At 48.6% G+C, this 24,389-nt stretch carries 21 protein-coding genes and 5 pseudogenes; 23 read left to right on the forward strand and 3 right to left on the reverse strand.

The genetic code is table 11. From position 1 onward, the window contains the following. Positions 1-34 precede the first annotated feature (34 nt). Both hgdA and hgdB read left to right on the forward strand, forming a co-directional pair. Positions 35-1,474, forward strand: coding sequence for a (R)-2-hydroxyglutaryl-CoA dehydratase subunit alpha (hgdA, locus tag DW085_RS06495; RefSeq protein ID WP_107000302.1), 1,440 nt, complete (start codon positions 35-37; stop codon positions 1,472-1,474). A 2-nt stretch (positions 1,475-1,476) separates the two neighbouring features. Next, a complete protein-coding gene (hgdB, locus tag DW085_RS06500) occupies positions 1,477-2,628 on the forward strand; it encodes a (R)-2-hydroxyglutaryl-CoA dehydratase subunit beta (RefSeq protein ID WP_117796389.1) in 1,152 nt (383 codons plus the stop codon). Between the two features lie 102 nt (positions 2,629-2,730). Here hgdB and DW085_RS06505 read toward each other — a convergent pair whose 3' ends face one another. From DW085_RS06505 to DW085_RS06515, 3 genes are all read right to left on the reverse strand, one after another. Further along, positions 2,731-3,369 carry a hypothetical protein gene (locus DW085_RS06505; RefSeq protein ID WP_118491889.1) on the reverse strand — a complete coding sequence of 213 codons (639 nt, stop codon included), beginning with the start codon at positions 3,367-3,369 and terminating at the stop codon, positions 2,731-2,733. A 240-nt stretch (positions 3,370-3,609) separates the two neighbouring features. Next, positions 3,610-4,374, reverse strand: a complete 765-nt coding sequence (locus DW085_RS06510; protein WP_117796391.1) for an IclR family transcriptional regulator — start codon at positions 4,372-4,374, stop codon at positions 3,610-3,612. A gap of 18 nt (positions 4,375-4,392) precedes the next feature. Further along, positions 4,393-4,851 (reverse strand): hypothetical protein, encoded by a 459-nt coding sequence (locus DW085_RS06515; RefSeq protein WP_118491891.1) that lies wholly within the window; start codon positions 4,849-4,851, stop codon positions 4,393-4,395. A 239-nt stretch (positions 4,852-5,090) separates the two neighbouring features. On the opposite strand from DW085_RS06515, the gene DW085_RS20450 reads away from it, so the two are divergent. The 21 genes and pseudogenes from DW085_RS20450 to DW085_RS06615 all read left to right on the forward strand — a co-directional run bounded on the left by DW085_RS20450 (position 5,091) and on the right by DW085_RS06615 (position 24,389). After that, positions 5,091-6,206, forward strand: a complete 1,116-nt coding sequence (locus DW085_RS20450; protein WP_347474999.1) for a diguanylate cyclase — start codon at positions 5,091-5,093, stop codon at positions 6,204-6,206. Further along, a complete protein-coding gene (locus tag DW085_RS20455) occupies positions 6,203-7,204 on the forward strand; it encodes an HD domain-containing phosphohydrolase (RefSeq protein WP_347475000.1) in 1,002 nt (333 codons plus the stop codon). Before DW085_RS20450 ends, DW085_RS20455 begins: the two co-directional genes overlap by 4 nt. A gap of 12 nt (positions 7,205-7,216) precedes the next feature. Next, positions 7,217-7,573 (forward strand): Hpt domain-containing protein, encoded by a 357-nt coding sequence (locus DW085_RS06525; protein WP_107000297.1) that lies wholly within the window; start codon positions 7,217-7,219, stop codon positions 7,571-7,573. Positions 7,574-7,757: 184 nt separating this feature from the next. Further along, the gene (locus DW085_RS06530; protein WP_022359940.1) at positions 7,758-8,042 is read left to right on the forward strand and encodes a co-chaperone GroES; all 285 of its coding nucleotides are present in this window, start codon (positions 7,758-7,760) and stop codon (positions 8,040-8,042) included. 74 nt (positions 8,043-8,116) lie between these two features. Further along, complete coding sequence (gene groL / locus DW085_RS06535) at positions 8,117-9,742, forward strand: chaperonin GroEL (RefSeq protein WP_022359939.1); 1,626 nt, start codon at positions 8,117-8,119, stop codon at positions 9,740-9,742. A gap of 381 nt (positions 9,743-10,123) precedes the next feature. After that, a pseudogene (gene guaB, locus DW085_RS06540) lies at positions 10,124-11,577 on the forward strand (IMP dehydrogenase). 429 nt (positions 11,578-12,006) lie between these two features. Beyond that, a complete protein-coding gene (gene nusB, locus DW085_RS06545; RefSeq protein ID WP_107000295.1) occupies positions 12,007-12,450 on the forward strand; it encodes a transcription antitermination factor NusB in 444 nt (147 codons plus the stop codon). 3 nt (positions 12,451-12,453) lie between these two features. Beyond that, positions 12,454-13,665, forward strand: coding sequence for an exodeoxyribonuclease VII large subunit (xseA, locus tag DW085_RS06550; RefSeq protein ID WP_118491893.1), 1,212 nt, complete (start codon positions 12,454-12,456; stop codon positions 13,663-13,665). Positions 13,666-13,774: 109 nt separating this feature from the next. Continuing rightward, the gene (gene xseB, locus DW085_RS06555) at positions 13,775-13,984 is read left to right on the forward strand and encodes an exodeoxyribonuclease VII small subunit (RefSeq protein WP_107000293.1); all 210 of its coding nucleotides are present in this window, start codon (positions 13,775-13,777) and stop codon (positions 13,982-13,984) included. Between the two features lie 5 nt (positions 13,985-13,989). Further along, the gene (locus DW085_RS06560; protein WP_118492013.1) at positions 13,990-14,880 is read left to right on the forward strand and encodes a polyprenyl synthetase family protein; all 891 of its coding nucleotides are present in this window, start codon (positions 13,990-13,992) and stop codon (positions 14,878-14,880) included. A 61-nt stretch (positions 14,881-14,941) separates the two neighbouring features. After that, positions 14,942-16,821, forward strand: a pseudogene (gene dxs / locus DW085_RS06565) (1-deoxy-D-xylulose-5-phosphate synthase). A 42-nt stretch (positions 16,822-16,863) separates the two neighbouring features. Beyond that, a pseudogene (locus tag DW085_RS06570) lies at positions 16,864-17,711 on the forward strand (TlyA family RNA methyltransferase). Then, the gene (locus tag DW085_RS06575) at positions 17,708-18,577 is read left to right on the forward strand and encodes an NAD(+)/NADH kinase (RefSeq protein WP_118491895.1); all 870 of its coding nucleotides are present in this window, start codon (positions 17,708-17,710) and stop codon (positions 18,575-18,577) included. Before DW085_RS06570 ends, DW085_RS06575 begins: the two are co-directional and overlap by 4 nt. A gap of 14 nt (positions 18,578-18,591) precedes the next feature. After that, positions 18,592-19,040: pseudogene (locus tag DW085_RS06580) on the forward strand (arginine repressor). Between the two features lie 59 nt (positions 19,041-19,099). After that, positions 19,100-20,766, forward strand: a pseudogene (gene recN / locus DW085_RS06585) (DNA repair protein RecN). Between the two features lie 81 nt (positions 20,767-20,847). Continuing rightward, on the forward strand, positions 20,848-21,297 hold the full coding sequence (locus DW085_RS06590) for a VanZ family protein (RefSeq protein WP_243033950.1): 450 nt from the start codon (positions 20,848-20,850) through the stop codon (positions 21,295-21,297). A 149-nt stretch (positions 21,298-21,446) separates the two neighbouring features. Further along, positions 21,447-21,731 (forward strand): hypothetical protein, encoded by a 285-nt coding sequence (locus DW085_RS06595; RefSeq protein ID WP_118491899.1) that lies wholly within the window; start codon positions 21,447-21,449, stop codon positions 21,729-21,731. An 11-nt stretch (positions 21,732-21,742) separates the two neighbouring features. Continuing rightward, positions 21,743-23,041 (forward strand): hypothetical protein, encoded by a 1,299-nt coding sequence (locus tag DW085_RS06600; protein ID WP_118491901.1) that lies wholly within the window; start codon positions 21,743-21,745, stop codon positions 23,039-23,041. 65 nt (positions 23,042-23,106) lie between these two features. Further along, entirely contained in the window at positions 23,107-23,439 is a 333-nt protein-coding gene (locus DW085_RS06605; RefSeq protein WP_118491903.1) for a hypothetical protein, read from the forward strand. Positions 23,440-23,490: 51 nt separating this feature from the next. Continuing rightward, positions 23,491-23,883, forward strand: a complete 393-nt coding sequence (locus DW085_RS06610) for a pyridoxamine 5'-phosphate oxidase family protein (protein WP_118491905.1) — start codon at positions 23,491-23,493, stop codon at positions 23,881-23,883. Between the two features lie 122 nt (positions 23,884-24,005). Then, on the forward strand, positions 24,006-24,389 hold the full coding sequence (locus tag DW085_RS06615; protein ID WP_118491907.1) for a VOC family protein: 384 nt from the start codon (positions 24,006-24,008) through the stop codon (positions 24,387-24,389).

Below are 24,389 nucleotides of genomic sequence, written 5' to 3' on the forward strand. Positions count from 1 at the left end.
CTAAGTTAATTTTTAAGAATGGAGGATAATTATTATGGCAAAACAAGTTAGTCCTGGTGTTCTTGCGCTTCGTAAAGTCGTAGATGACGTACACAAAGAGGCGCGTGAGGCCAAAGCAAGAGGCGAGTTAGTTGGATGGTCTTCTTCCAAATTCCCGTGTGAGCTTGCAGCAGCATTTGATTTACACGTTATGTATCCGGAGAACCAGGCAGCTGGTATCGCAGCTAACCGTTACGGTGAGCTGATGTGCCAGGCAGCTGAGGATCTTGGATATGACAACGATATCTGCGGTTACGCTCGTATCAGCCTTGCATATGCAGCTGGTGTACGTGTATCCCGTAAGTATGATCCGGAGACTGGTGAATACATCATCGATCCGAGCACAGGTAAACCATTAAAAGATGCTGACGGCAACGTAGTGATGGGTGAAGACGGAAAACCGAAGAAGGATCCGAAGACTCAGACTCCGTATCTGCAGCTGGACAACCTGCTTGAGATTGAAAAACTCCCGGATGGTCCGGAAAAAGAGAAACGTCTTGAGGCTATTTCTCCGATTCGTCAGATGCGTATTCCGCAGCCGGATTTCGTTCTTTGCTGCAACAACATCTGTAACTGTATGACAAAATGGTATGAGAACATCGCTCGTATGTGTAACATTCCGCTGATCATGATCGATATCCCGTACAACAATACAGTAGAAGTTCATGATGAGAATGTTAAATACGTTCGCGCTCAGTTCGACAAAGCGATCAAACAGCTGGAAGAGCTGACAGGCAAGAAGTTCGACGAGAAGAAGTTCGAGCAGGCTTGTGCAAACGCTAACCGTACCGCTAAGGCTTGGCTGAAAGTCTGTGATTTCCTGCAGTACAAACCGGCTCCATACAGTGGATTTGACCTGTTCAACCACATGGCAGACGTTGTAACTGCACGTGCTACTGTAGCTGCTGGTGATGCTTTTGAATTACTTGCAAAAGACCTGGAAGAGACAGTTAAGAAGGGTGAGACCACAACTCCGTTCCCGGAGAAATACCGTGTTATGTTCGAGGGTATTCCGTGCTGGCCGAAACTGCCGGCTCTGTTCAAACCGCTGAAGACCCACGGTGTAAACGTTACTGCCGTTGTATATGCTCCGGCATTCGGTTTCGTTTACAACAACATCGATGAGATGGCTCGTGCTTACTACAAAGCTCCGAACTCTGTCTGCATCGAGCAGGGTGTTGACTGGCGTGAAGGCATCTGCCGTGACAACAAGGTAGATGGCGTTCTGGTTCACTACAACAGAAGCTGTAAACCGTGGAGTGGTTACATGGCTGAGATGCAGCGTCGCTTTACTGCTGACCTGGGTATCCCGTGTGCTGGTTTCGACGGCGATCAGGCTGACCCGCGTAACTTCAATGCTGCTCAGTACGAGACTCGTGTAGAGGGTCTGGTTGAGGCAATGGAAGCAAATAAGCAGGCAAAGGAGGCTAAATAACCATGAGTGTTAACGCATTATTAGAAGAATTTAAGGTAAAAGCTGCAACTCCGAAGCAGCAGCTTGCTGAATATAAAGCTCAGGGCAAAAAAGTAGTTGGTGTTCTTCCTTACTACGCTCCGGAAGAGCTTGTATATGCCGCTGGTATCGTTCCGATGGGTATGTGGGGTTCCAACACTAAGACCATCAGCCGTGCAAAAGAGTACTGCGCTACTTTCTACTGCACCATCGCTCAGTTAGCTCTGGAGATGCTGCTGGATGGAACTATGGATCAGTTAGACGGTATTATCACACCTACTATCTGTGATACTCTTCGTCCGATGAGCCAGAACTTCCGTGTAGCTATGGGCGACAAGATGAAAGTTATCTTCTTAGCTCATCCGCAGAACCGTTTCGAAGAGTTTGGTCTTCAGTTCTGTATCGATCAGTACAACCATGTTAAAGCAGATCTGGAAGAAATCGCAGGCAGAAAAATTACGGATGCTGATATCCAGGATGCTATCGTTGTATACAACAAGAGCCGTGCAGCTCGCCGTGAGTTCGTAAAACTGGCTAACGAGCACTGTGATGTTATCACACCAACCAAACGTTCCGCAGTTCTGAAGGCATTCTACTTCATGGAGAAGCCGGAGTACACTGCAAAGCTTGTCGAGCTGAACGCAGAGCTGGCTAAACTTCCTGTCTGTGACTGGAAGGGAACCAAGGTTGTTACCTCCGGTATTATCTGTGATAATCCGAAGCTGCTTTCTATCTTCGAAGAGAACAACATCGCTATCGCTGCAGATGATGTGGCACACGAGACACGTTCCTTCCGTGTAGATGCTCCGGAAGACGAGCTGGATCCGGTTAGAGCACTGGCTAAACAGTTCGCTAACATCGATTACGAAGTACTTCTGTACGATCCGGAATCTGACAAGAACCGTCGTGGTGAGTTCGTAGCTAACATGGTTAAAGAGAGCGGCGCTCAGGGTCTGGTACTGTTTATGCAGCAGTTCTGTGATCCGGAGGAGATGGAGTATCCATACCTGAAGAAAGCTCTGAACGATGCAGGCGTTCCGCACATCAAACTGGGTATCGACCAGCAGATGAGAGACTTCGGTCAGGCAAGCACTGCTATTCAGGCATTCGCTGACGTTCTTGCACTTCAGAAATAATAGAAGATTCGTTTGGGAAACTGAATGATGAGATAGAAACGCCCCCGCAGGAGATTTTCTTGCGGGGGCGTTTGTTTGGTGCGCCTAGCGGCATACATTTATTTATTCCTTAGTGGAGTCAGAAGAACTATTATTTGCAATTTGCTCATCCGTCACAGACCCCTGGCGGTAGCCGCTGCCTGGTTCCTGTTTGGAGTTCTTCTTTGGAGCATCCGGCTTTTTGTCTCCGGAAGTAGAAGAGGTTTCTTTGGACGGACCGGAGCTTCCGGAATTGCTGTGGCTGCCGGAGCTTCCGTTGGAGCTGCTGCTATCATCGCTGGAAGAATCTGGCGTCCTGCTGGAGCTGGTGGCTGTTTTTTTCGTCTTTTTGGAGGAGCTGTTCTGGAAATCGTCCCAGCTTTCGTTATCGAATTCATCGGAAGCCGCGGTCTGGCGGCTCTGAACGATGCCGTTTACCGTCCAGGCGCCGTCTGCGTTTACATTGTAGCCGTCCGGTGTCGTGGTGGAGGTTAGAAGCCAGCCTTCGGCGTCGAAATAGTAGCATTCGCTGACGCCGTCCTGGTTGCCGTCGATCCAGCGCCAGCCATTTGCCGCCCAGGTGTTGTCACCGTTGTCGTACCACCAGCGGGCAGCATTGTCACCAGCTCCATTTTTCCAGCTTCCTGCCATCGCCGGGAAAGCGGCGGAGAGGGAGAGAAGACCCGTTGTTAAGCCTGCTAAAAATAAGCGTTTATTAATCATAAAGTGAAATCTCCTTTTTGCAAAACTATTAAAAAAGAGGATATCTCAAAGCTCCGGATATGATGTATATCCGAATCTTTGATAATATCCCCCCTGTTTTTATTTCGTTACTGTTCACGCAGACGTGCCTAGTAACGGAATTTGCCGTGGCTTCGCATTTAAATACGGCAAATTCCTGCTGCCACCACGTTTTCGTACGGCACTTTCGGTTCCAAAAGTGCCTACCCGTGAACCGTAATTTTATTTCTCCTGCTTAAATGTATGTCCCATATAATAGGACAATTCTGCCGCACTGTGGCGGACCTGATCCTGCAGGTGCAGAAGATGTGTGTCATCTTCAATACGGGAATACGGTGCGATGATTCCGACCGAAGCGGAAATGCGTCCGTCAATACCGTAAATGGGAGCACCGATCCCGACTGCATCCGGGACGTATTCGCCGTGGGAAACGGCAATGCCCTTTTCACGGATGGTGCGGAGTTCTTCTGCCAATTCTGCGGGATCCGCCTTTGGGAATGCCTCAGGACGGTTTAAGCGTGTGTCCAGATAGCGGCGGATGTATTCGTCGCTCTGGAAAGCCAGAAGCGCCTTGCGGATCGCACCGCAGTGCAGATCCATCTCATAGCCAAATTCTTCGACGACCTTGAGGTGGTTCGGACCGTCCGTTTTGTCAAGTACCAGTCCCTTGTCGCCAACCTGGATGATCAGATAGGAATCCTCACGGGTACAGTAGGAGAGGTTCTTGAGAATCGGAAGCGCCGCATCCTGAATCCGCACATTGTCAGCCGCCGCCCGACCGAGAGAGATGAGGGCGGGACCAAGCTGGTAGGTGTGCGCGTGTTCATCGCGGATCACGTATTTTTTTTCACAAAATGTCTGCAAAATCCGGTGGATTGTGCTGGGCGGAAGCCCGGTTGATTCGGAAAGTTCTGCGATGGAATATTTGTGGTTGGCTTCTTTTAAAAGTTCCAGAAGTTCCATCGCGCGGAGAAGACTTTGTATCATGCAAAGAATCCTCCTGTGTTATTCTGTGATTTCCTCAACCGTCACGGTTGTGCTGTCATCCGGGGCTGCGTCGGAATCTTCTTTCTCGGAAGAAGATTCGCCGTCCTCGGAAACCGGAGCATCTGCGCGGACGGTTTCTGTTTTGACTGGTTCTTCGGAAGAGACATCTGCATCAGCCGGAGCTTTTTCGCTTTCCTCAGAATGTTCAGAAGTTTCCTCTGGAGTCTCAGCCGGATCTTCCTTTTTCTCCGGATTTAAGGAAACATAGCTGCGTTCGGAGGCAGCTGTATCAGAAGCCTTGGAAGCTTCTTTATCGCCGGCATCGTCAAAATCATCGAAATCATCTTCAAAGTCGTGGAAATCCTCATCCAGTTCCTTGTGGAATGATTTATACTGTAAGACGTAAGAAACACCAGCTGCTGCAGCGCCGACGATAGCTGCCAGTGTCAGTAATTTACCAAAATGTTTTTTTGCCATGTTGATACTCCTCTCTATACGATTCGATATCCTTATTGTAATACGAAACGCCTAAAAAATAAAGGGAATCTTTTGTGAACAACGGGAAGTGTGTGAATCACGTGTTACGGGGTACGTATGCGTGAACAGTAACACAGGGGCGGTAATTATGTACAGGAAGCATGAGAAAAATGCTTGTTGTCATACCGGAAATCATGTAGAATAAAATTATATATTTGCTAGGTGGTGATAAAAATAAAATGATGAATTTGAATACAAAGATGACGGCGCAGGAATTGGAACAAATGATTGCACAGATGGAAAGGATATTTACGGTTGTACGTATTTTAGATAAAGATCTACTCCATAAGATGGACGTGAGGAACGGGGAACTCCGATCCGAGGACTGCAAATGCTATTCGTTCTGGGAAAAAGGAAAGAATTGTGAGAATTGTGCGGCACAGCGCGCGCTTGCGATGAAGGGACAGTGCATGAAGCTTGAATTTATCGGTCTGAAGATGTATCAGGTCATCGCGAAGTATCTGGAGGTGGATGGAGTTCCCTGTGTGGTGGAGATGATTTCCTGTCTGGATGATGAGACACTTCTTGACGCAGAGGGAAGAGAAGCACTCGTTAAGAAATTTGCACACTACAGGCGCGAGCTGTATGCGGATGCACTGACGAGGAGCTACAGCCGGAGATATTTTGAAGATCAGTTAAAAGAGCAGCGGATGGATGCCGGTATCGCGATGCTCGATCTGGATGATTTTAAGACCTACAATGATATATATGGGCATGTGGCGGGCGATAAAGTGCTGGTGACGGTGTCGGCGGCGATTATAAGCTGTATCCGTAAGACGGACCGCTTGGTGCGTTATGGCGGGGATGAATTCCTGCTTGTGATGCCGGGCATCAGTCTGGAGGCATTTGTTGAGAAGCTGCATCGGATACAGGATCTGATCTGCAACATGAGTGTTGAAGGATATCCGCAACTGAAATTGTCAGTCAGCATCGGCGGTACGCTGACGAACGGGGAGACAGTCGGGAAGGCGATGTGCCGGGCGGACGAATTTATGTATCAGGCGAAGACCTCCAAGAACATGATTGTGACTGAGAAAGATGGACAGTGGACACCGGAGGAGATCGTGGCAGCCGGGCGGCGCAATGCGAGTCGTTACCGCATTTTGATCGTGGACGATTCGGAGATGAACCGTATGATTCTCTCAGAAATGCTGAAAGGCGAATTCGAGATTCTGGAGGCAGAAAATGGTTCAGCATGTCTCGACATGCTGAACCGTTATGAGACGAAGATTTCCCTGATTCTTCTCGATATCGTCATGCCGGGGATGAACGGCTTCGGGGTCTGGAATACATGAACCGCAACAACCTGATCGGGGATATCCCGGTTATCATGATTTCGGGCGAAGATTCGGGCGAGGTCATCAAGCAGGCGTATGAGTGGGGAGTTTCTGATTATATCAAGCGCCCGTTCGATATGGAGGTTGTACACCGGCGTGTCTTAAATACGATCAAATTGTATGCGAAACAGCGCCGCCTGGTGGCAATGGTGACGAACCAGGTTTTTGAGAAAGAGAAGAATAGCCGGATGCTGATCAGTGTTCTGAGCGAGATCGTGGAATTTCGAAATGGCGAGAGCGGTATGCACGTACTCAATATTAATATATTGACGACGATGATTCTGGAACAGCTCGTCAAGAAGACGGACAAATATCCCTTGTCCTGGTCGAACCGGATGCTGATCAGCACGGCATCATCCCTGCATGACATCGGAAAGATCGGAATTGACGAGAAGATTTTGAATAAACCGGGTCGTCTGACGCCGGAGGAGCGTAAGATCATGGAAAAACATACAGTGATCGGTGCGGACATGCTTGCGAATCTTCAGATGTATGAGGATGAGCCGCTGATGAAAGTGGCGTACCAGATCTGCCGTTGGCACCATGAGCGCTATGATGGAAAAGGATATCCAGATGGTCTAAAAGGGGAGGAGATCCCGATCTCAGCGCAGGTGGTGGCGCTGGCGGATGTGTATGATGCGCTGACAAGTGAGCGCGTCTATAAAAAGGCTTATTCTCATGAGGAGGCGGTGCAGATGATCTGCAACGGAGAGTGTGGTACATTTAACCCGCTCCTGCTTGAGTGCCTGTGTGAGATTCAGGATCCTATTAAAAAGGAGCTGCAGGAGGCAGCATACCGGAGTGAGATGAGTGATCCGGAGCGAAAAAATAAGAAATTTGAACATTATGACAATTCACAGAAGAAGTTTTTCGGCGCGGTGACGCAGGCGATTGAAAAAGAGTATGGAACTGCGGGCGAGGAGCTGAGCCGTATGAAAACTGAGGAAGAGAAATAACAGGAGGCTGTCATGACAATTCAGGAATGCTACAAAGAAATGGGCGGGGATTTTGAAGGAGTTCAGAAACGCTTTGGAGGTGTGGCGCTGGTGGAAAAATTTGCCATCAAGTTTCTGAGCGATTCCAGCTTTCAGGATCTGGAGGATGGATTAAAAGAAAAGGATGCGGAGAAAGCATTCCGCGCGGCACATACCCTGAAAGGAATCTGTCTGAACCTGGGCTTTGATGCCTTCTATGAGGTAAGCGCAGCGCTGACCGAAAAACTGAGAGGCAGAGAACTGACCGGATACGAGGCAGATTTTGCATCGGTAAAAGAGTGTTATGAGAAAACGGTTGCGGCGATTAAGGCATTTGAGGAGAGCAATTAATAGAACGGGGAGAAATGGAATATTTCAGTTCTCCCCGTAAAATTTACTAAAATTTTAGCACTCAACACTTGACGGTGCTAACAGAACGTGTTATAACATACTTCGTAAGAAGAAGATACATATCTGATTACGAAAGAAAAGCAATCAGATGGAATAAATTTGGATGGATAAGGAGGAGCCAATAATGAAGTTAACACCATTATTTGACAGAGTTGTATTAAAGCAGTTAGTTGCAGAGGAGACGACCAAATCAGGTATCGTTCTTCCGGGTCAGGCAAAAGAGAAACCGCAGCAGGCAGAGGTAATCGCGGTTGGTCCTGGCGGAGTGGTAGATGGAAAAGAAATCACGATGCAGGTAAAGGTTGGCGATAAAGTTATCTATTCGAAATACTCAGGCACAGAAGTTGAGCTGGACAATGAGAAATATGTCATTGTAAAACAGAATGATATTCTGGCTGTTATCGGTTAATCGATGGGCAGGATGTCTGGAAGACAGATGCTGATCGGAACGTTTATTCAAGAAAATTATGGAGGTTGATAACCATGGCAAAGGAAATTAAATATGGCGTAGAAGCCAGAAAAGCCCTGGAAGCGGGCGTAAATCAGTTAGCAGATACCGTAAGAGTTACATTAGGACCGAAAGGCAGAAACGTAGTTCTGGATAAATCCTTCGGCGCTCCGCTCATTACCAACGATGGTGTGACCATTGCGAAGGAGATCGAGCTGGCAGACCCGTTTGAGAACATGGGCGCACAGCTGGTGAAGGAAGTAGCAACCAAGACCAACGATGCAGCTGGTGATGGTACTACAACCGCAACCGTTCTGGCCCAGGCGATGATCAACGAAGGTATGAAGAACCTGGCAGCAGGTGCTAACCCGATCATCATGAGAAAGGGTATGAAGAAGGCCACAGATGCAGCCGTAGAGGCAATCAAAGGCATGAAGAAGGACGTTAAGAGCCAGGCAGATATCGCAAGAGTCGCTGCTATCTCTTCCGCTGATGAGGAAGTAGGCCAGATGGTAGCAGACGCGATGGAGAAGGTTTCCAAAGACGGTGTTATTACCATTGAAGAGTCCAAGACTATGAAGACCGAGCTTGATCTGGTAGAAGGCATGCAGTTTGACCGTGGCTATGTATCTGCATACATGGCAACTGATATGGAGAAGATGGAAGCCGTTCTGGACGATCCGTACATCTTAATTACCGATAAGAAGATCTCCAACATTCAGGAGATTCTGCCGCTGCTGGAACAGCTGGTACAGTCTGGTTCCAAGCTGCTCATCATCGCTGAGGACATTGAGGGCGAGGCGCTGACCACCCTGATTGTCAATAAGCTGAGAGGTACTTTCACCGTTGTTGGTGTGAAGGCTCCGGGTTACGGCGATAGAAGAAAAGAAATGTTAAAGGATATCGCAATCCTGACCGGCGGTACTGTTATTTCCGAGGAACTGGGACTTGAATTAAAGGATACCACCATGGATCAGCTTGGTCGTGCGAAATCCGTTAAGGTTCAGAAAGAGAACACCATCATCGTAGATGGCTGCGGCGATAAGAAAGCCATCGCAGACCGTGTGGCTCAGATTAAGGCTCAGATTGAGGAAACCACTTCTGATTTTGACCGTGAGAAACTGCAGGAGAGACTGGCTAAGATGGCTGGCGGCGTAGCTGTTATCCGTGTTGGTGCAGCGACCGAGGCTGAGATGAAGGAAGCTAAGATGCGTATGGAAGATGCCCTGTCCGCAGCAAAGGCAGCTGTTGAGGAAGGCATCATCGCAGGCGGCGGATCTGCATATGTTCACGCAGCAGCAGAAGTTCAGAAGGTAGTAGACGGACTGGAAGGCGACGAGAAGACCGGCGGCCGTATCGTCCTGAAAGCTCTGGAAGCTCCGCTGTTCCACATCGCAGCAAACGCAGGTCTGGAAGGCTCTGTTATCATCAACAAGGTAAAAGAGTCCCCAGTAGGCGTAGGTTACGATGCTTACAATGAGGAATACGTAGATATGGTAGAAGCAGGCATCTTGGATCCGGCAAAGGTAACCAGAAGTGCCCTGCAGAACGCAACCAGCGTTGCATCTACCCTGCTTACAACCGAGTCCGCAGTTGCCAACATCAAAGAAGATGCACCGGCAGGTCCGGCAGCAGGCGCTGGCATGGGCGGCATGATGTAAGTAAGAGAGCCGGAAAATGACGGAAGATGTTACATCAGAGATGCAGTATCGAATGTAGAAAATAAAAATGGTAATTTATAGAAAGAATCTCTGACAGGCAGCTGCCAGGGGAGAGAAGGACTGCTATGCGAAGGTGTGGCAGTCCTTCTTTTTGGGTGAAAAAATTGGCAGGGAAATGAGGCTAAGGATGACTGCATTATTAATACTTATCTGATTGACATTATTTATAAGACACACTAATTAAATAGCGTAAGTAAATTCTATCGTCAACCCCTTTATTCTCCGGTTGACATATTTCAAAAAACTTGCTAAAATCAATTATTAACATCAGACAGTTTTCAATGTCCGGTGTTTAAAATTTACGAAAGTGAGGGTAATATAATGGGTAAGATTATTGGCGATGGCATTACATTTGATGATGTCCTGCTTGTGCCGTCCTATTCTGAGGTTATTCCGAATCAGGTAAACCTGACGACACATCTGACCAAGAAGATTCAGCTGAACATCCCCCTGATGAGTGCCGGCATGGATACGGTTACAGAGCACCGCATGGCGATTGCAATGGCAAGACAGGGTGGAATTGGTATTATTCACAAGAACATGTCGATCGAGGCGCAGGCTGAGGAGGTCGATAAAGTAAAACGTTCTGAGAATGGTGTAATCACTGACCCGTTTTATTTATCCCCAGAGCATACATTAAAGGATGCGGATGAGCTGATGGGCAAGTTCCGGATTTCCGGTGTTCCGATCACAGAGGGAAGAAAGTTGGTTGGTATTATCACAAACCGTGACCTCAAGTTCGAGGAAGATTTCTCCAAGAAGATTAAAGAGTGCATGACTTCTGAGCATCTGGTTACCGCTCCGGAGGGCATTACCCTGACGGAGGCAAAGAAGATTCTTGCCAAGGCACGTGTCGAGAAGCTTCCGATCGTGGACAAGGATTTTAACCTCAAGGGTCTTATTACTATCAAGGATATTGAGAAACAGATCAAGTATCCGTTCTCTGCAAAGGATGCACAGGGACGTCTGCTCTGCGGTGCGGCAGTAGGTATCACTGCAAACGTGCTGGATCGTGTGGAAGCCCTGGTGAAAGCAAAAGTAGACGTAGTTGTTCTCGACTCTGCACATGGACATTCTGAGAATGTTCTTCACTGTGTCAGAATGATCAAGGAAGCATATCCGGATCTGCAGGTAATAGCAGGTAACGTAGCGACCGGAGAGGCAACAAAAGCTCTCATCGAGGCAGGCGTTGACGCGGTCAAGGTTGGTATCGGACCGGGTTCCATCTGTACGACCCGTGTTGTAGCAGGTATCGGCGTTCCGCAGATCACCGCTGTTATGGACTGCTACGCAGTTGCCAAAGAGTACGGCATTCCGATCATCGCAGACGGCGGTATCAAGTATTCTGGCGATCTGACGAAGGCGATCGCAGCAGGCGGCAGCGTCTGCATGATGGGTTCCATGTTTGCAGGATGCGACGAGAGCCCGGGAACTTTTGAACTGTACCAGGGAAGAAAATACAAAGTATACCGCGGCATGGGTTCATCGCAGCGATGGAGAACGGCAGCAAGGATCGTTACTTCCAGAGCGATGCGAAGAAACTCGTTCCGGAGGGTGTAGAAGGACGTGTTGCATACAAGGGAATGGTAGAAGATACCGTATTCCAGATGCTCGGCGGTCTGCGTGCTGGTATGGGTTACTGCGGCGCATCGGATATTCCGACTCTTCAGGAGACTGGACGTTTCATCAAGATTTCCGCAGCATCCTTAAAAGAGAGCCATCCGCATGATATCCACATCACAAAAGAGGCTCCGAACTACAGCGTGGATGAATAAAAATTGGATAGCATAAGCAATCGATAAGATTGTAAACGATATAAAAGCGGCGTTTCTGCTTCAGCAGGGATGCCGCTTTTTTGGCGGGTTACTGTTCACGCATACGTGCCCAGTGACGGAATTTGCCGTGGCTTCGCATTTAAATACGGCAAATTCCTGCTGCCACCACGTTTTCTTACGGCACTTTCGGTTCCAAAAGTGCCTACCCGTGAACAGTAACTTTGGCGGATTCTTTTTCTCAAACTCTTGTGAAAAAACCGGGGATACGGTATAATGATACATTAGAATAGTAGAAATATAACAATTATGCAGGAAAGACTGTGGATATTCAGAAAACGATTGCGGCGGATTACGAAAGGGATATTTGCGATACCGAGGCAGCAAATCGGGCGTATCAGACGGATAGAAACAGGTAACAGGAGGATTAGTATGACCAGAAGAGAACTGAGAGAACATTGCTTTAAGCTGCTTTTCTGTGCGGATTTTTACCCGACGGATGAGATGCAGGAGCAGGTGGATGTATATTTTACAGAGCCGAAAGAGGAGGACGATGTTCCGAGCGGAATCGGCGATATCATCCATAATCCGATGTTAGACACCTTTGACGGCGGATACGTAAAGAGCAAGGTTGAGAAGATTCTGGATGTGCTTCCGGAGCTTGACAAGGCAATCGATGGGGTTGCACAGGGATGGACTACCCGCCGTATGGGCAAGGTGGAACTGACGATCCTGCGCCTGGCATTATACGAGATCAAGCACGATGACGATGTACCGGAGAAGGTAGCGATCAATGAGGCGGTCGAGCTGGCGAAGAAGTTCGGCGGCGATGATTCACCGGCATTTATCAACGGCATTTTAGCGAAGCTGGTATAAGCGATGGCTGGCGTATATTCGGTTTCGCAGGTTAATGCATACATTAAAAATATGTTCGCACAGGACTTTGCCCTGAACCGGATTTCGGTCAAGGGCGAGGTTTCTAACTGCAAATATCATACGTCCGGTCATATTTATTTTACCTTGAAAGACGGTCTGGGAGCGATGCAGGCAGTTATGTTTGCCAGTAGGCGGAAGGGACTTACGTTCCGTCTGGAAGAAGGACAGCAGGTGGTCGTCAAGGGCAGTATCGAAGTGTATGAGCGGGATGGAAGATACCAGCTCTATGCCAGCGAGATCACGCTGGACGGCACGGGCGATTTATTCCGGCGCTTTGAAAAACTGAGAAATGAATTAGAAGAAATGGGGATGTTTTCCCCGGAATATAAAACGCCGATCCCAAAGTATGCAAAAACGGTCGGTATCGTGACGGCTAGCACCGGCGCAGCAATCCGGGATATTATCAATATCTCGGGACGGCGGAACCCTTACGTGCAGCTTGTCCTCTGCCCGGCACTGGTGCAGGGAGCAGGGGCAGCGCCGAGTATCGTGCGGGCGATCCAGACCCTGGATGCGCTGCATCTGGATGTGCTGATCGTCGGGCGCGGAGGAGGTTCGATTGAGGATCTGTGGGCGTTCAATGAGGAGAGTGTGGCGCGGGCGATTTTTGCGTGCCGGACGCCGGTAATCTCGGCGGTCGGGCATGAGACAGACGTTACGATCGCGGACTATGTGGCGGATCTGCGTGCCCCGACTCCTTCGGCGGCGGCAGAACTGGCGGTTTTTGATTACCACCTGTTTGAGCAGCAGTGCATAGCGGCGGCACAGCAGATGACGAAGCGGATGGAGCAGAAGGCGGAGCAGTATGCCTATCGTCTGGAGCGGTTTCGTCTGCGCCTGCAGCTTCACAGTCCGCAGAGCCAGTTAAATGAGAGACGGCAGTATCTGGAAGATGCGAGAGTTAAGATGGCGCGCCAGATGGAGAAAAAGATGTCCGATCTGCGCCATCGTCTGGAACTGGTGTGCAGCCGGATGGATGGTCTATCCCCGTTAAAAAAGATAAGCGGCGGATATGGGTTCGTGACGGATACAGATGGAAAACGTGTGGAGACAGTGACAGGATTGCAAGCTGGGGATACGCTGACCGTCCGTCTGCCGGATGGACGCGTGGAGGCGGAGATCCGGGAGGTTTATCAGGAAAACCTGCCTGGGTAAAAAAGTGGTTCATTGTGTTGCGTGTGAATCATAACAGAGAGATTTGAGAACACGTTTTCTTTCAGGAAAGATTCCGAGAGTATATTAGATAAAACAGGAGGCAGGATCGATGGAAGAAAATAAGGAAGAACTTTCGATCGAGGAAATGTTTGACCGTCTGGATGGCATTATGCGGACGCTGGAGGACAGCCGCAGCACGCTGGAAGAATCGTTTGCGTCGTATGAGGCGGGAATGCGTCTGGTCCGCGCCTGCAGTGAAAAGATAGATAAGGTTGAAAAACAGATTATGGTCGTAAACGGCGAGGAGACGGAGGCGTGACAGAGATGGAAAATGCAAAGGAACGGCTGGCACAGGCAGTCAAAGAAGCGGAAGAGATTGTATATTCTTATCTTCCGGCAGAGGAAGGGCATCAGAAAACGATCTTTGAAGCGATGAATTACAGTGTGAAGGCAGGCGGCAAACGCCTTCGTCCGATTCTGATGCGTGAGGTATACCGTCTGTTTGGCGGTCAGGGAAAAGAGATTGAGCCGCTGATGGCGGCGATCGAGATGATTCATACATCTTCCCTGATTCATGACGATCTTCCGTGTATGGACAATGATGAGTACCGCCGTGGAAAAAAGACGACCTGGGTTGCATATGGGTATGATATGGCAGTTCTGGCGGGAGATGCCCTTCTGATCTACGCGATCGAGACGGCGGCAAAGGCATTTGCGATGACGCCGGATGCGGCAAAGGTGGGACGCTGTATCCAGATTTTATCCGAAAAAACGGGTATTTACGGCATGATCGGCGGTCAGACGGTGGATGTGGAACTGACGAATCAGTCGATTCCGAAGGATAAGCTGGATTTTATCTACCGTTTAAAGACGGGAGCACTTTTGGAGGCGTCGATGGTGATCGGAGCCGTGATGGCGGGCGCGAGCGAAGCTGAGTGCAGGACAGTAGAGCGTATGGCGGCGGCGATCGGTCTGGCGTTCCAGATCCAGGATGATATTCTCGACGTTACCAGCAGCCAGGAGGTGCTTGGAAAACCGGTTCTGAGCGATGAGAAAAACAATAAAACCACTTATGTGACATTGGAGGGAATCGAGAAATCGAAGCATGATGTCAAACAGCTTTCGGAGACGGCGGTTGATATCCTCTATTCCCTGCCTGGAAAGAATGAATTCCTCGAAGAGCTGATCGAGATGCTGGTCAGCCGTGAAAAATAAAAAATCCAATCGAAGACCGGGGACGACAGCGGATGTGGAAAACGGTTTGGGGGATGAAAGAATGGTATTAGATACGATAAAAGGACCGGAGGATGTAAAACGGTTGAGCGAGGAAGAACGCAAGGAGCTGGCGGCGGAAATCCGCGAGTTTCTGATCGAGACGACAAGCCGGACAGGCGGTCATTTGGCGTCCAATTTAGGCGTGGTGGAACTGACGATTGCAATGTTCTGCGCGCTGAATCTTCCGAAGGATAAGATTATCTGGGATGTAGGGCACCAGTCCTATACGCACAAGATTTTAAGCGGGCGGAAGGATAATTTTGATGGACTGCGCCAGTATGGGGGCTTGAGCGGTTTCCCGAAGCGGAAGGAAAGCCCGTTTGATGCGTTCGACACGGGACACAGTTCAACTTCGATCTCGGCGGGGCTTGGTATGGCACAGGGGCGCGATCTGCTGGGCGAGGATTATTCGATCGTTTCCGTCATCGGGGACGGCGCGCTGACCGGCGGCATGGCGTATGAGGCGCTCAACAATGCGGGACGGCTCAAGACGAATTTTATTATTGTTTTAAATGATAATAATATGTCCATTTCGGAAAATGTCGGCGGTATGTCGCGGTATCTGAATAATCTTCGTGCAGATGAGGGCTACAATCTGTTGAAGAAGAATGTGGCGGGCACGTTATCGCGGATCCCGATGATCGGTTCGGATCTGGTCGGCACGCTGCTCCGGACAAAGAACAGCATCAAGCAGCTTCTGATTCCGGGCATGTGGTTTGAAAATATGGGAATCACGTATCTGGGACCGGTGGATGGACATGATATTAAGGGGTTGATCCGTATTTTCAGCGAGGCGAAAAAGATCAACCGCGCGGTACTGATCCATGTGATTACGAAAAAGGGCAAGGGATACCGTCCGGCGGAGAAGAATCCGTCGGCATTTCACGGAGTTGAACCATTTGATATTGAAACGGGAAAACCGCTCCGGAAAAAGGAACATCCGGGCTATACAGATGTATTTTCCAGAGAAATCTGCCGTCTGGCAGCGGAAAATCCGAAGATCGTGGCGGTGACAGCGGCGATGCCGGATGGAACGGGGCTCAAACGGTTCTCGAAAGAATATCCGGACCGCTTTTTCGATGTGGGAATCGCGGAGGAACACGCGGTTACCTCGGCGGCGGGTATGGCGGCAGCCGGTCTGAAACCGGTGGTGGCGGTGTATTCGTCCTTTTTACAGAGGGCATATGATCAGGTCATTCACGATGTCTGTATCCAGAATCTTCCGGTTGTGTTCTGCGTGGATCGCGCGGGACTGGTCGGAAGCGATGGGGAGACGCATCAGGGTATTTTTGATCTGACATTTCTCTCCTCTGTGCCGAATATGAGCGTGATGGCGCCGAAAAACCGCTGGGAACTGGAAAAAATGCTGCAGTTTGCCATCTCCTACGATGGACCGATTGCGATCCGTTATCCGAGGGGCGAGGCGTACCGGGCTTGAAAGAATTTCTGGCACCGGTCGAGTATGGCGTCAGCGAGATGTTGTATGAGGAGAGAGGGACGGCGCTTCTGGCAGTCGGAAGCATGGTCAGCACGGCAGAGCATATCCGGGAGAAATTAAAGAGTGCCGGGCAGCCGTGTACGCTGGTCAACGGGCGGTTTGTGAAACCGATGGATACCGACGTGATCGACCATCTGGCTGGAACGCATCATACGATCGTGACACTGGAGGAAAATGTCCTGCGCGGCGGTTACGGCGAGCGGGTGACGGATTATGTACAGAAGCATTATCCGCAGATCAAGGTAGTTAATATAGCGCTGCCGGATGCCTACGTCGAACACGGAAATGTGTCGGTGCTCCGGAATGAGCTGGGAATTGACAGTGATTCGATTCTGGCGCAGCTGAAACGTGAAGGTGTGCTGGAGACTGACGCGGAAGCATGATGGGAAACAAAAGAGTGGCAGCAGCGGAAGGAAGAACATAGAATGAAAGAACGGTTAGATGTACTTCTCGTCAAGAGAGGTCTGGCAGAATCCCGTGAGAAGGCGAAAGCGATCATCATGTCCGGGATTGTATATGTAGAAGATCAGAAAGAAGACAAGGCGGGTACGACCTCGATGAAAATGCGAAGATCGAGGTACGTGGATCTACCTTAAAATATGTGAGCCGCGGAGGTCTGAAACTGGAGAAGGCGATGACGCATTTCGGAGTGACGCTGGATCAAAAGGTCTGTATGGATGTCGGCGCGTCCACAGGCGGATTTACCGACTGTATGCTGCAGAATGGCGCGGTCAAGGTGTTTTCGGTCGATGTAGGACATGGACAGCTGGCGTGGAAACTTCGCAATGATCCGCGTGTGGTCTGCATGGAGAAGACAAACATCCGTTATGTGACACCGGAGGATATCGGCGAGCCGGTAGATTTCTCTTCGATCGACGTTTCCTTTATTTCTCTGACGAAGGTTTTAGGTCCGGTCAAGGAGATTTTAAGCCCGGGCGGCGAGGTGGTTGCATTGATCAAGCCGCAGTTCGAGGCGGGACGTGAGAAAGTCGGAAAGAAGGGCGTTGTCCGCGAGAAGAGCACGCATCTGGAGGTCATTCAGATGGTGATGGCATATGCGGCAGAGATCGGTTTTGAGATCCGGAATCTGGAATTTTCCCCGATCAAGGGACCGGAGGGAAATATCGAGTACCTCCTGTATCTGCATAAACCGGAGCAGGCATCGGAGGAAACTGTGACTGGTGAGGAAGCACTTGCAAAAGCGGAAAAAGAGTGTCCGGTTTCACCGGAACAGGTTGTTGAGGAAGCTCACATGGAGTTAGACAAAACATGAGAAATTTCTATCTGATTGTAAACCGCGAAAAGCCGCGCGTAGAGGAGGCCGCCGATCTGATTTGCAGCTTTTTTGCAGAGCAGGGCTGCCGCTGCATTCGCCTGGACCGTCACGACGGGCTTCGACGGGATGTTGGGGTGATACCGGCGTATCGCTATACGGATCGTCGGACCGTGCCGGAGGACACAGACTGTGTGATCTGTCTGGGCGGTGATGGAACGTTGATTCAGGCGGCGCGTGATCTGGCGGGACGGAAGATTCCACTGTTTGGCATCAATATGGGGCATCTGGGGTATCTGACGCAGATTGGGCATGAGGAGGACATTCTGCCTGCCATGCGGGATCTGATGGAAGATCACTACCGTCTGGAAAGCCGGATGATGCTCAAGGGGTGCGTGATTTCCGGCGGGAAGGTCATCATGGAGGATATCGCGTTGAATGATATCGTCCTGAACCGTATGGGAATCGATGCGTTCCGGTTTGAGCTGGCTGTCAATGGACAGCTGTTTAACGAGTATTCGGCGGACGGCATGGTGGTTGCGACCCCGACCGGTTCGACGGCATACAACCTGTCAGCGGGCGGTCCGATCGTGGCGCCGGAGGCGGATCTGATGGTATTGACACCGCTCTGCCCGCATTCACTCAATTCGCGCAGCATCGTTCTGCCGCCGGATAACCATTTGAGCCTGCGGATTCAGACGACCGGGCGGACGAAGGTTTCGCTGAGCTTTGACGGCGATACGGTGGTTGATATTGAGCCGGGTGATACAATCGAGATAGCAAAATCAGAGATCGAGACGACATTGATTCAGCTCAAACAGGTGCCATTTTTGGAAAATATACGGAACAAAATGAAACAGATATAAAAGGAGTCAGAGCCATGAAAATGGAACGTCACAGCAAGATTGTGGAATTGATTGGAAAATATGAGATTGAAACGCAGGAAGAGCTGGCGGAATATCTGAATAAAGAGGGATACAATGTCACGCAGGCAACGGTTTCCAGGGATATCCGGGAGTTAAAGCTGTCTAAGATCCAGACAGAAAACGGCGGACAGAAATATGCGGTTTTCCATCCTCAGACGGCGTTCAATGATAAATATACCCGTATTCTGCACGATAGCTTCGTTTCCATGGATATGGCGCAGAACATCCTTGTCATCAAGACGGTGTCAGGCATGGCGATGGCAGTCGCGGCAGCGCTCGATGCAATCCATTTTTCAGAGATTGTCGCTGCATCGCCGGGGATGATACGGTCATGTGTGCAGTCCGTACGGTGGACGATACGATCGTGCTGATGGACAAGATCCGCAAGCTGATTGCGGGATGAGGGAAGGTGGGTTCACGCATTTTTTGCGGGAACCGCTGATAAGGAGGAACGGAAAGCGGATGCTTTATCATTTACGAGTGAAAAATCTGGCTCTGATCGATTCGGCGGAGGTGGAGTTCGGGGACGGACTCAACATTCTGACCGGTGAGACGGGAGCCGGAAAATCGATCATCATCGGTTCGGTCCAGATCGCGCTGGGCGGAAAAGCACCGAAAGAGATGATCCGCCGGGGCTGTGACAGCGCCTACATTGAACTGGTTTTCTCCATCGATGATGAGAGAAGCGCGAGCAGCTGAAGGAACACGATGTTTACCCTGATGAAGAGGGAATTTTAATCATTTCTAAGAAAATCACACCGACCCGGAGCATCAGCCGCATCAACGACGAGACGGTAACGGCTGCAAGGCTGCGGGAGATCACGGGTCTTCTGATCGATCTGCACGGACAGCATGAACACCAGTCGCTGGTGAATGCGTCAAAACATCTGGAAATCCTCGATGCGTATGGCGGGGAGAAACTTCTCCCATTCAAACAGAATACGGAAGCTGCCTATCGCTTGTATATGCAGTTAAAACAGAAATGTGCCGCATTTGCATCCGATCAGGAGACGAGACTGCGGGAGATGGATTTCTGCCGGTTTGAGATCGAGGAGATTGAAAATGCCGCGTTAAAGGATGGCGAAGAGGAAAAGGTGGCAGCCGATTTTAAGCGGTTTTCCAATGCCAGACGGATCGCTGAGAGTCTTTCACAGGCATATGACGCGGTGTCCGGCGATGCGGTGTCGCGGGCGTTCCGTGAGATCGATGGTGCGATGGCATTTGACGAGGGATTGAAGGGGATCCGTGACGAGCTGTGCGATGTAGATTCCCTTCTTTCGGATCTTTCCAGGGAGATCGCCGGATATATGGACGATATGACCTTTGACGAAGCGGCATTTCAGGAGACACAGGAGCGGCTTGACCTGATCCGGAGCCTGGAAACCAAGTATGGGAAGACGATCCCGGAGGTACTTCAGGCGTTGGAAGAAAAGAAAGCGCGACTGCAGGAACTGGAGAATTACGATGAACTTCGGGAACAGGCGGAAAAAGAACTGGAACAGGCGGAAGCAGTATTGAAAGAACATTCCGAGGCATTGTCAGCAGCGCGTAAGCAGTTTGCCGGGGAGCTGGTGGAGAAGATCGCAGACGGGCTTCGGGAACTGAATTTCCTTGATGTGCAGTTTGAGATGGAGTTTAGGCGGCTGGATCATTTCACGGCGGGCGGTATCGACGAGCCGGAATTCCTGATTTCCACGAATCCGGGCGAACCGGTTCGGCCGCTCGGTATGGTGGCGTCTGGCGGTGAGCTGTCGCGTATCATGCTGGCAATCAAGACGGTGCTGGCGGAGACCGATCAGGTTCCAACGTTGATTTTTGATGAGATTGACACCGGTATCAGCGGGCGGACTGCACAGATGGTATCGGAGAAGCTGCGGATCCTCTCCAAATGCCGTCAGGTCATCTGCATCACGCACCTGCCGCAGATCGCGGCGATGGCGGACCAGCACTTCGAGATTCGCAAATCCGCGTCCGATGGACGGACGGCAACCTCCATCCGCGCCTTAGACCGCGAGGCAATGGTGGACGAGCTTGCGAGACTGCTGGGCGGCGCGGAGATCACCGAGACCGTGCGGCAGAATGCGGAGGAGATGAAGAAGCTGGCAAAGAAGCGGAAGCTGGAGGGGTGATTATAAATTAAATAATATAAGATTTTCTACCTGTATGCATATGAGCCTACACATGCTGGCAAAGGTTGGAAGATTGCACTGGTGACATGGTATCAGAAATTCAAAGAGAGTGTATTCTTTCGGAAGCTGTTCCTATTAGCCTTTGTTACATCATTGATTTTGTTCCGAACATTACTGAACCGTAACCTCTGGATGAACCCGTTGTTTAAGATTATGGGTGGCTGGGGCATCTGGGAGACAAAGAATGGTGAACAGGTTCTGACCACTGAGTGCATTGAAAATGTGATCATGATGGTACCGTTTTCAGCAGTAGTGATGTGGACGTTTGGAGAGAAGATTGGAAGCGGTTGGAAGAAGATACTGCGCTATAGCGGGAAGATAGCATTTATCTTTTCAGTAAGCATAGAGATGCTGCAGTTACTGCTACGGCTTGGTACGTTCCAGCTATCAGACATCTTCTATAACACAGTCGGCGGAGTGCTAGGCGGATTGATGTACTGTGCGATGATGAAGGTAAGAAAGCGTCTGTAAAACTTGATGAAATTGTGATATACTGGGGGCGGAAGCTCCCTATGCTGCTCTGATAATCACACACCTCTTCGTGGTGAGCAGCAGGGAACGATCTTACAGTCGGCGAAGATGTGAGAAGAATATAGTAAAATATGACGGAGGAATCTTATATGAATTTAGTACAACAATTTCAAAATTTGCTTGATCCGTCTACAGCACTGGGGGCATTTTTAATTAGCTTGATAGCTGGAATTGTATGCTCCTTTTTACTTGGTATGAAATTTCAAAAGGAAATTGATAAGAAAAATAGTATCGAAGCCGAAAAAGTTGGTTCAATTCTTCAAGACATTCATAAAAAGAGTGCATCAGATTCAGAGAGTGAAAAAGTAAAAAAATCCAATAGTATAAAAGTTGGAACAGTAACTGGTACAATCAAACAGGATGTTGAAGAGTAAGGGAATATACTATGCTGAAATATGTATTTGCGAAAATAAAAAGATTATTTCAGAAAAATAGAAAACAGAATAGTATCCAGGTCGGTACCGTAGAAAACGGAAATATATATCAAGACTCGATACTTAAAATTGAAAATCCAGCAATAGCAATCAACCATGTTAAAGATAATCCAGAGGATTTAAAAATAACATTGGATTCAATTTCGAATGTACTGTTAAAGCCGAGTAAAGCTTTACCGCACGGATACCAAGTTGTTGTGAATATGAGGGATGGAAAAGCTGATATACATAGTGAACCAGTAAATGAGGAAGCACGGCAACAGTACCCTCAGAAAGTTAAAGCGACGGCTAAAATAGATATACCTGTAGGTATGTCATTGCAGGAAGCGTTAAAAAGAGCGAGAATTTCACAAACATCTATTAATATCGAAATGATCGATATGCAAAAGATGATTGGAGATAAAATTGATCCGTATCAAGACCAATTTCAGAAAGAATGGAGAGAAAGTACATTTAAAATTGTTCCTGAAGAATTACCAGTGGGTATGAACTGTGTGATTGGAATCGAGGGTATTCCATATAGGTATGACACAGTTATGAGAATGCAACCAGTAGACCCGGATGCGGGTATAATTAAAATATCTAATGAAGAATGCTCAACGGATTTTGTTTTAGCTTTGACGTACCATATGGATACAAAAGCAACAGATTTTACATATCGATTTTCTGGAAAGTCATGGAAAAGTATATATAAATTTTTGAATTTTATGAAGGCAGCAATTCCAGGCAATAGATTGTTTATTCGTGTAACGGCGCAAAATCAAGACTTATTTAGTGTGAAACTGGACCGGTTTTTGTTAGGCGATGAAGATGAGTATAATAGTATCAATTATAATATCGATATTGCTAAAAGACTGCTAATGATTGAAAATCAATATGGAATTCGATTCCCAATGGATCAAGAGCCGTCCGATGAAGATATAGAATTAATAGGATTTTTGTCTAATAGCATTATGAATAAACCAAATGGCTTTACATGGGATAACTTTAATGCGACAGCAAATTTTCATGTAATAGAACCAGATGGAATAAATAGTGATGCTCGTTTAGAATTTAAAGAAACAGTGAGTATTACGATATTAGGACAAAAAATTACTGACTTGCTTGTAAGTGTTGAGCTTGAGTCAGTTAGAATTGCTAATTTAGATAGTATAAAAGAAGCAGTCAAAACGCATAAAACCGAACAAATTCAAATTTCTCTAGTACCTGGAAATAGAGGGAATCATGGAACAAGAATTGTTCTATTATAAAATCAACATATGCTTTTGGCAAGTTTCAGGTGCAATATTATAAAAAAGGAAAGAGGTTATCACCTATGCCCAGAACCAAAGGTAGCAAAAACCGTCCCAAAATCAATACCACCAAAGACTACGCATCCCAGATCGCAGAAAAGCAGGAGACTATTGCATCTCTAAATACTGAGATTGCTTCCATCACCGCCAATATTGATACTTTGAAGGCTGACCTGAAAGAGAAGAAGACTGCTTTGAAGAAGGCCGAAAAAGAAGTGGCATCTCTGGAAGCAAAGAAGGCCAAGGCAGATGCTAAGGCCGCTGAAGAAGCGAGGAAGACAGAAGCAGAGGCTGTGCTGAAGAAGTTGCTGGCAAGAGGGATGAGTGCGGACGAGATCCTCGAAAAACTGAAATAAAACCATAAAACTATAAAACACACACGACCGTGTGGGAAAGGAAAGAATTAAATGGAAGAAATTGTAAAGTTCTTAAAAGAAGCTGAAATATATTACTTGGCAACAGTCGAAGGCGACCAGCCGAGAGTGCGTCCGTTTGGCACGGCACATATTTTTGAAGGCAAGCTTTACATCCAAACTGGCAAGAAGAAGGATGTTTCCAAGCAGCTGCATGCCAATCCGAAAGCAGAGTTGTGTGCATTCAAAGACGGCGAGTGGATTCGCGTCGCTGGCGAACTGGTAGAGGATGACCGTGTGGAAGCAAGACAGTCCATGCTGGATGCCTATCCGAGTTTGAAGAAGATGTATGCCGCAGATGATGGCAACACTGAGGTGTTCTACTTCAAGAATGGTGTGGCTACCATTAGTTCTTTCACCCATGAGCCGAAAGTGATCAAGTTTTGATGATATGCCGTGTGGACAAACTGAACTCCAGGAGTTCATACGGTATTTTTTGAAGATAGCTGTATAGTTTATAACGAAAATAAAAAAAGAACAAAATTTAATGAAATGGAGTGTGACATAAAATGAACTTATCTAAAATACACCACATCGCAATCATCGTATCTGACTACGAAGCCGCAAAAGATTTCTACGTGAACAATCTGGGATTCTCTGTTATCAGAGAAAACTATCGCCTAGAGCGTAAGGACTGGAAGCTAGATCTTCGTGTCAATGAGCACACAGAGCTGGAGATTTTTGCAGAAGAAAACCCGCCGAAGCGTGTGAACCGCCCGGAGGCCTGTGGGCTGCGTCACCTTGCATTTTGTGTGGAGAGCGTGGAGCAGACAGTGAATGAGTTGGCAGAGGTAGGAATTGAATGTGAGCCAATTCGTGTGGATGATTACACCGGCAAGAAGATGACTTTCTTCCATGATCCGGACGGACTGCCGTTGGAGCTGCATGAGTAA

Source organism: Clostridium sp. AF50-3, assembly GCF_003477445.1.
GTDB classification, from domain to species: domain Bacteria; phylum Bacillota; class Clostridia; order Lachnospirales; family Lachnospiraceae; genus Otoolea; species Otoolea fessa.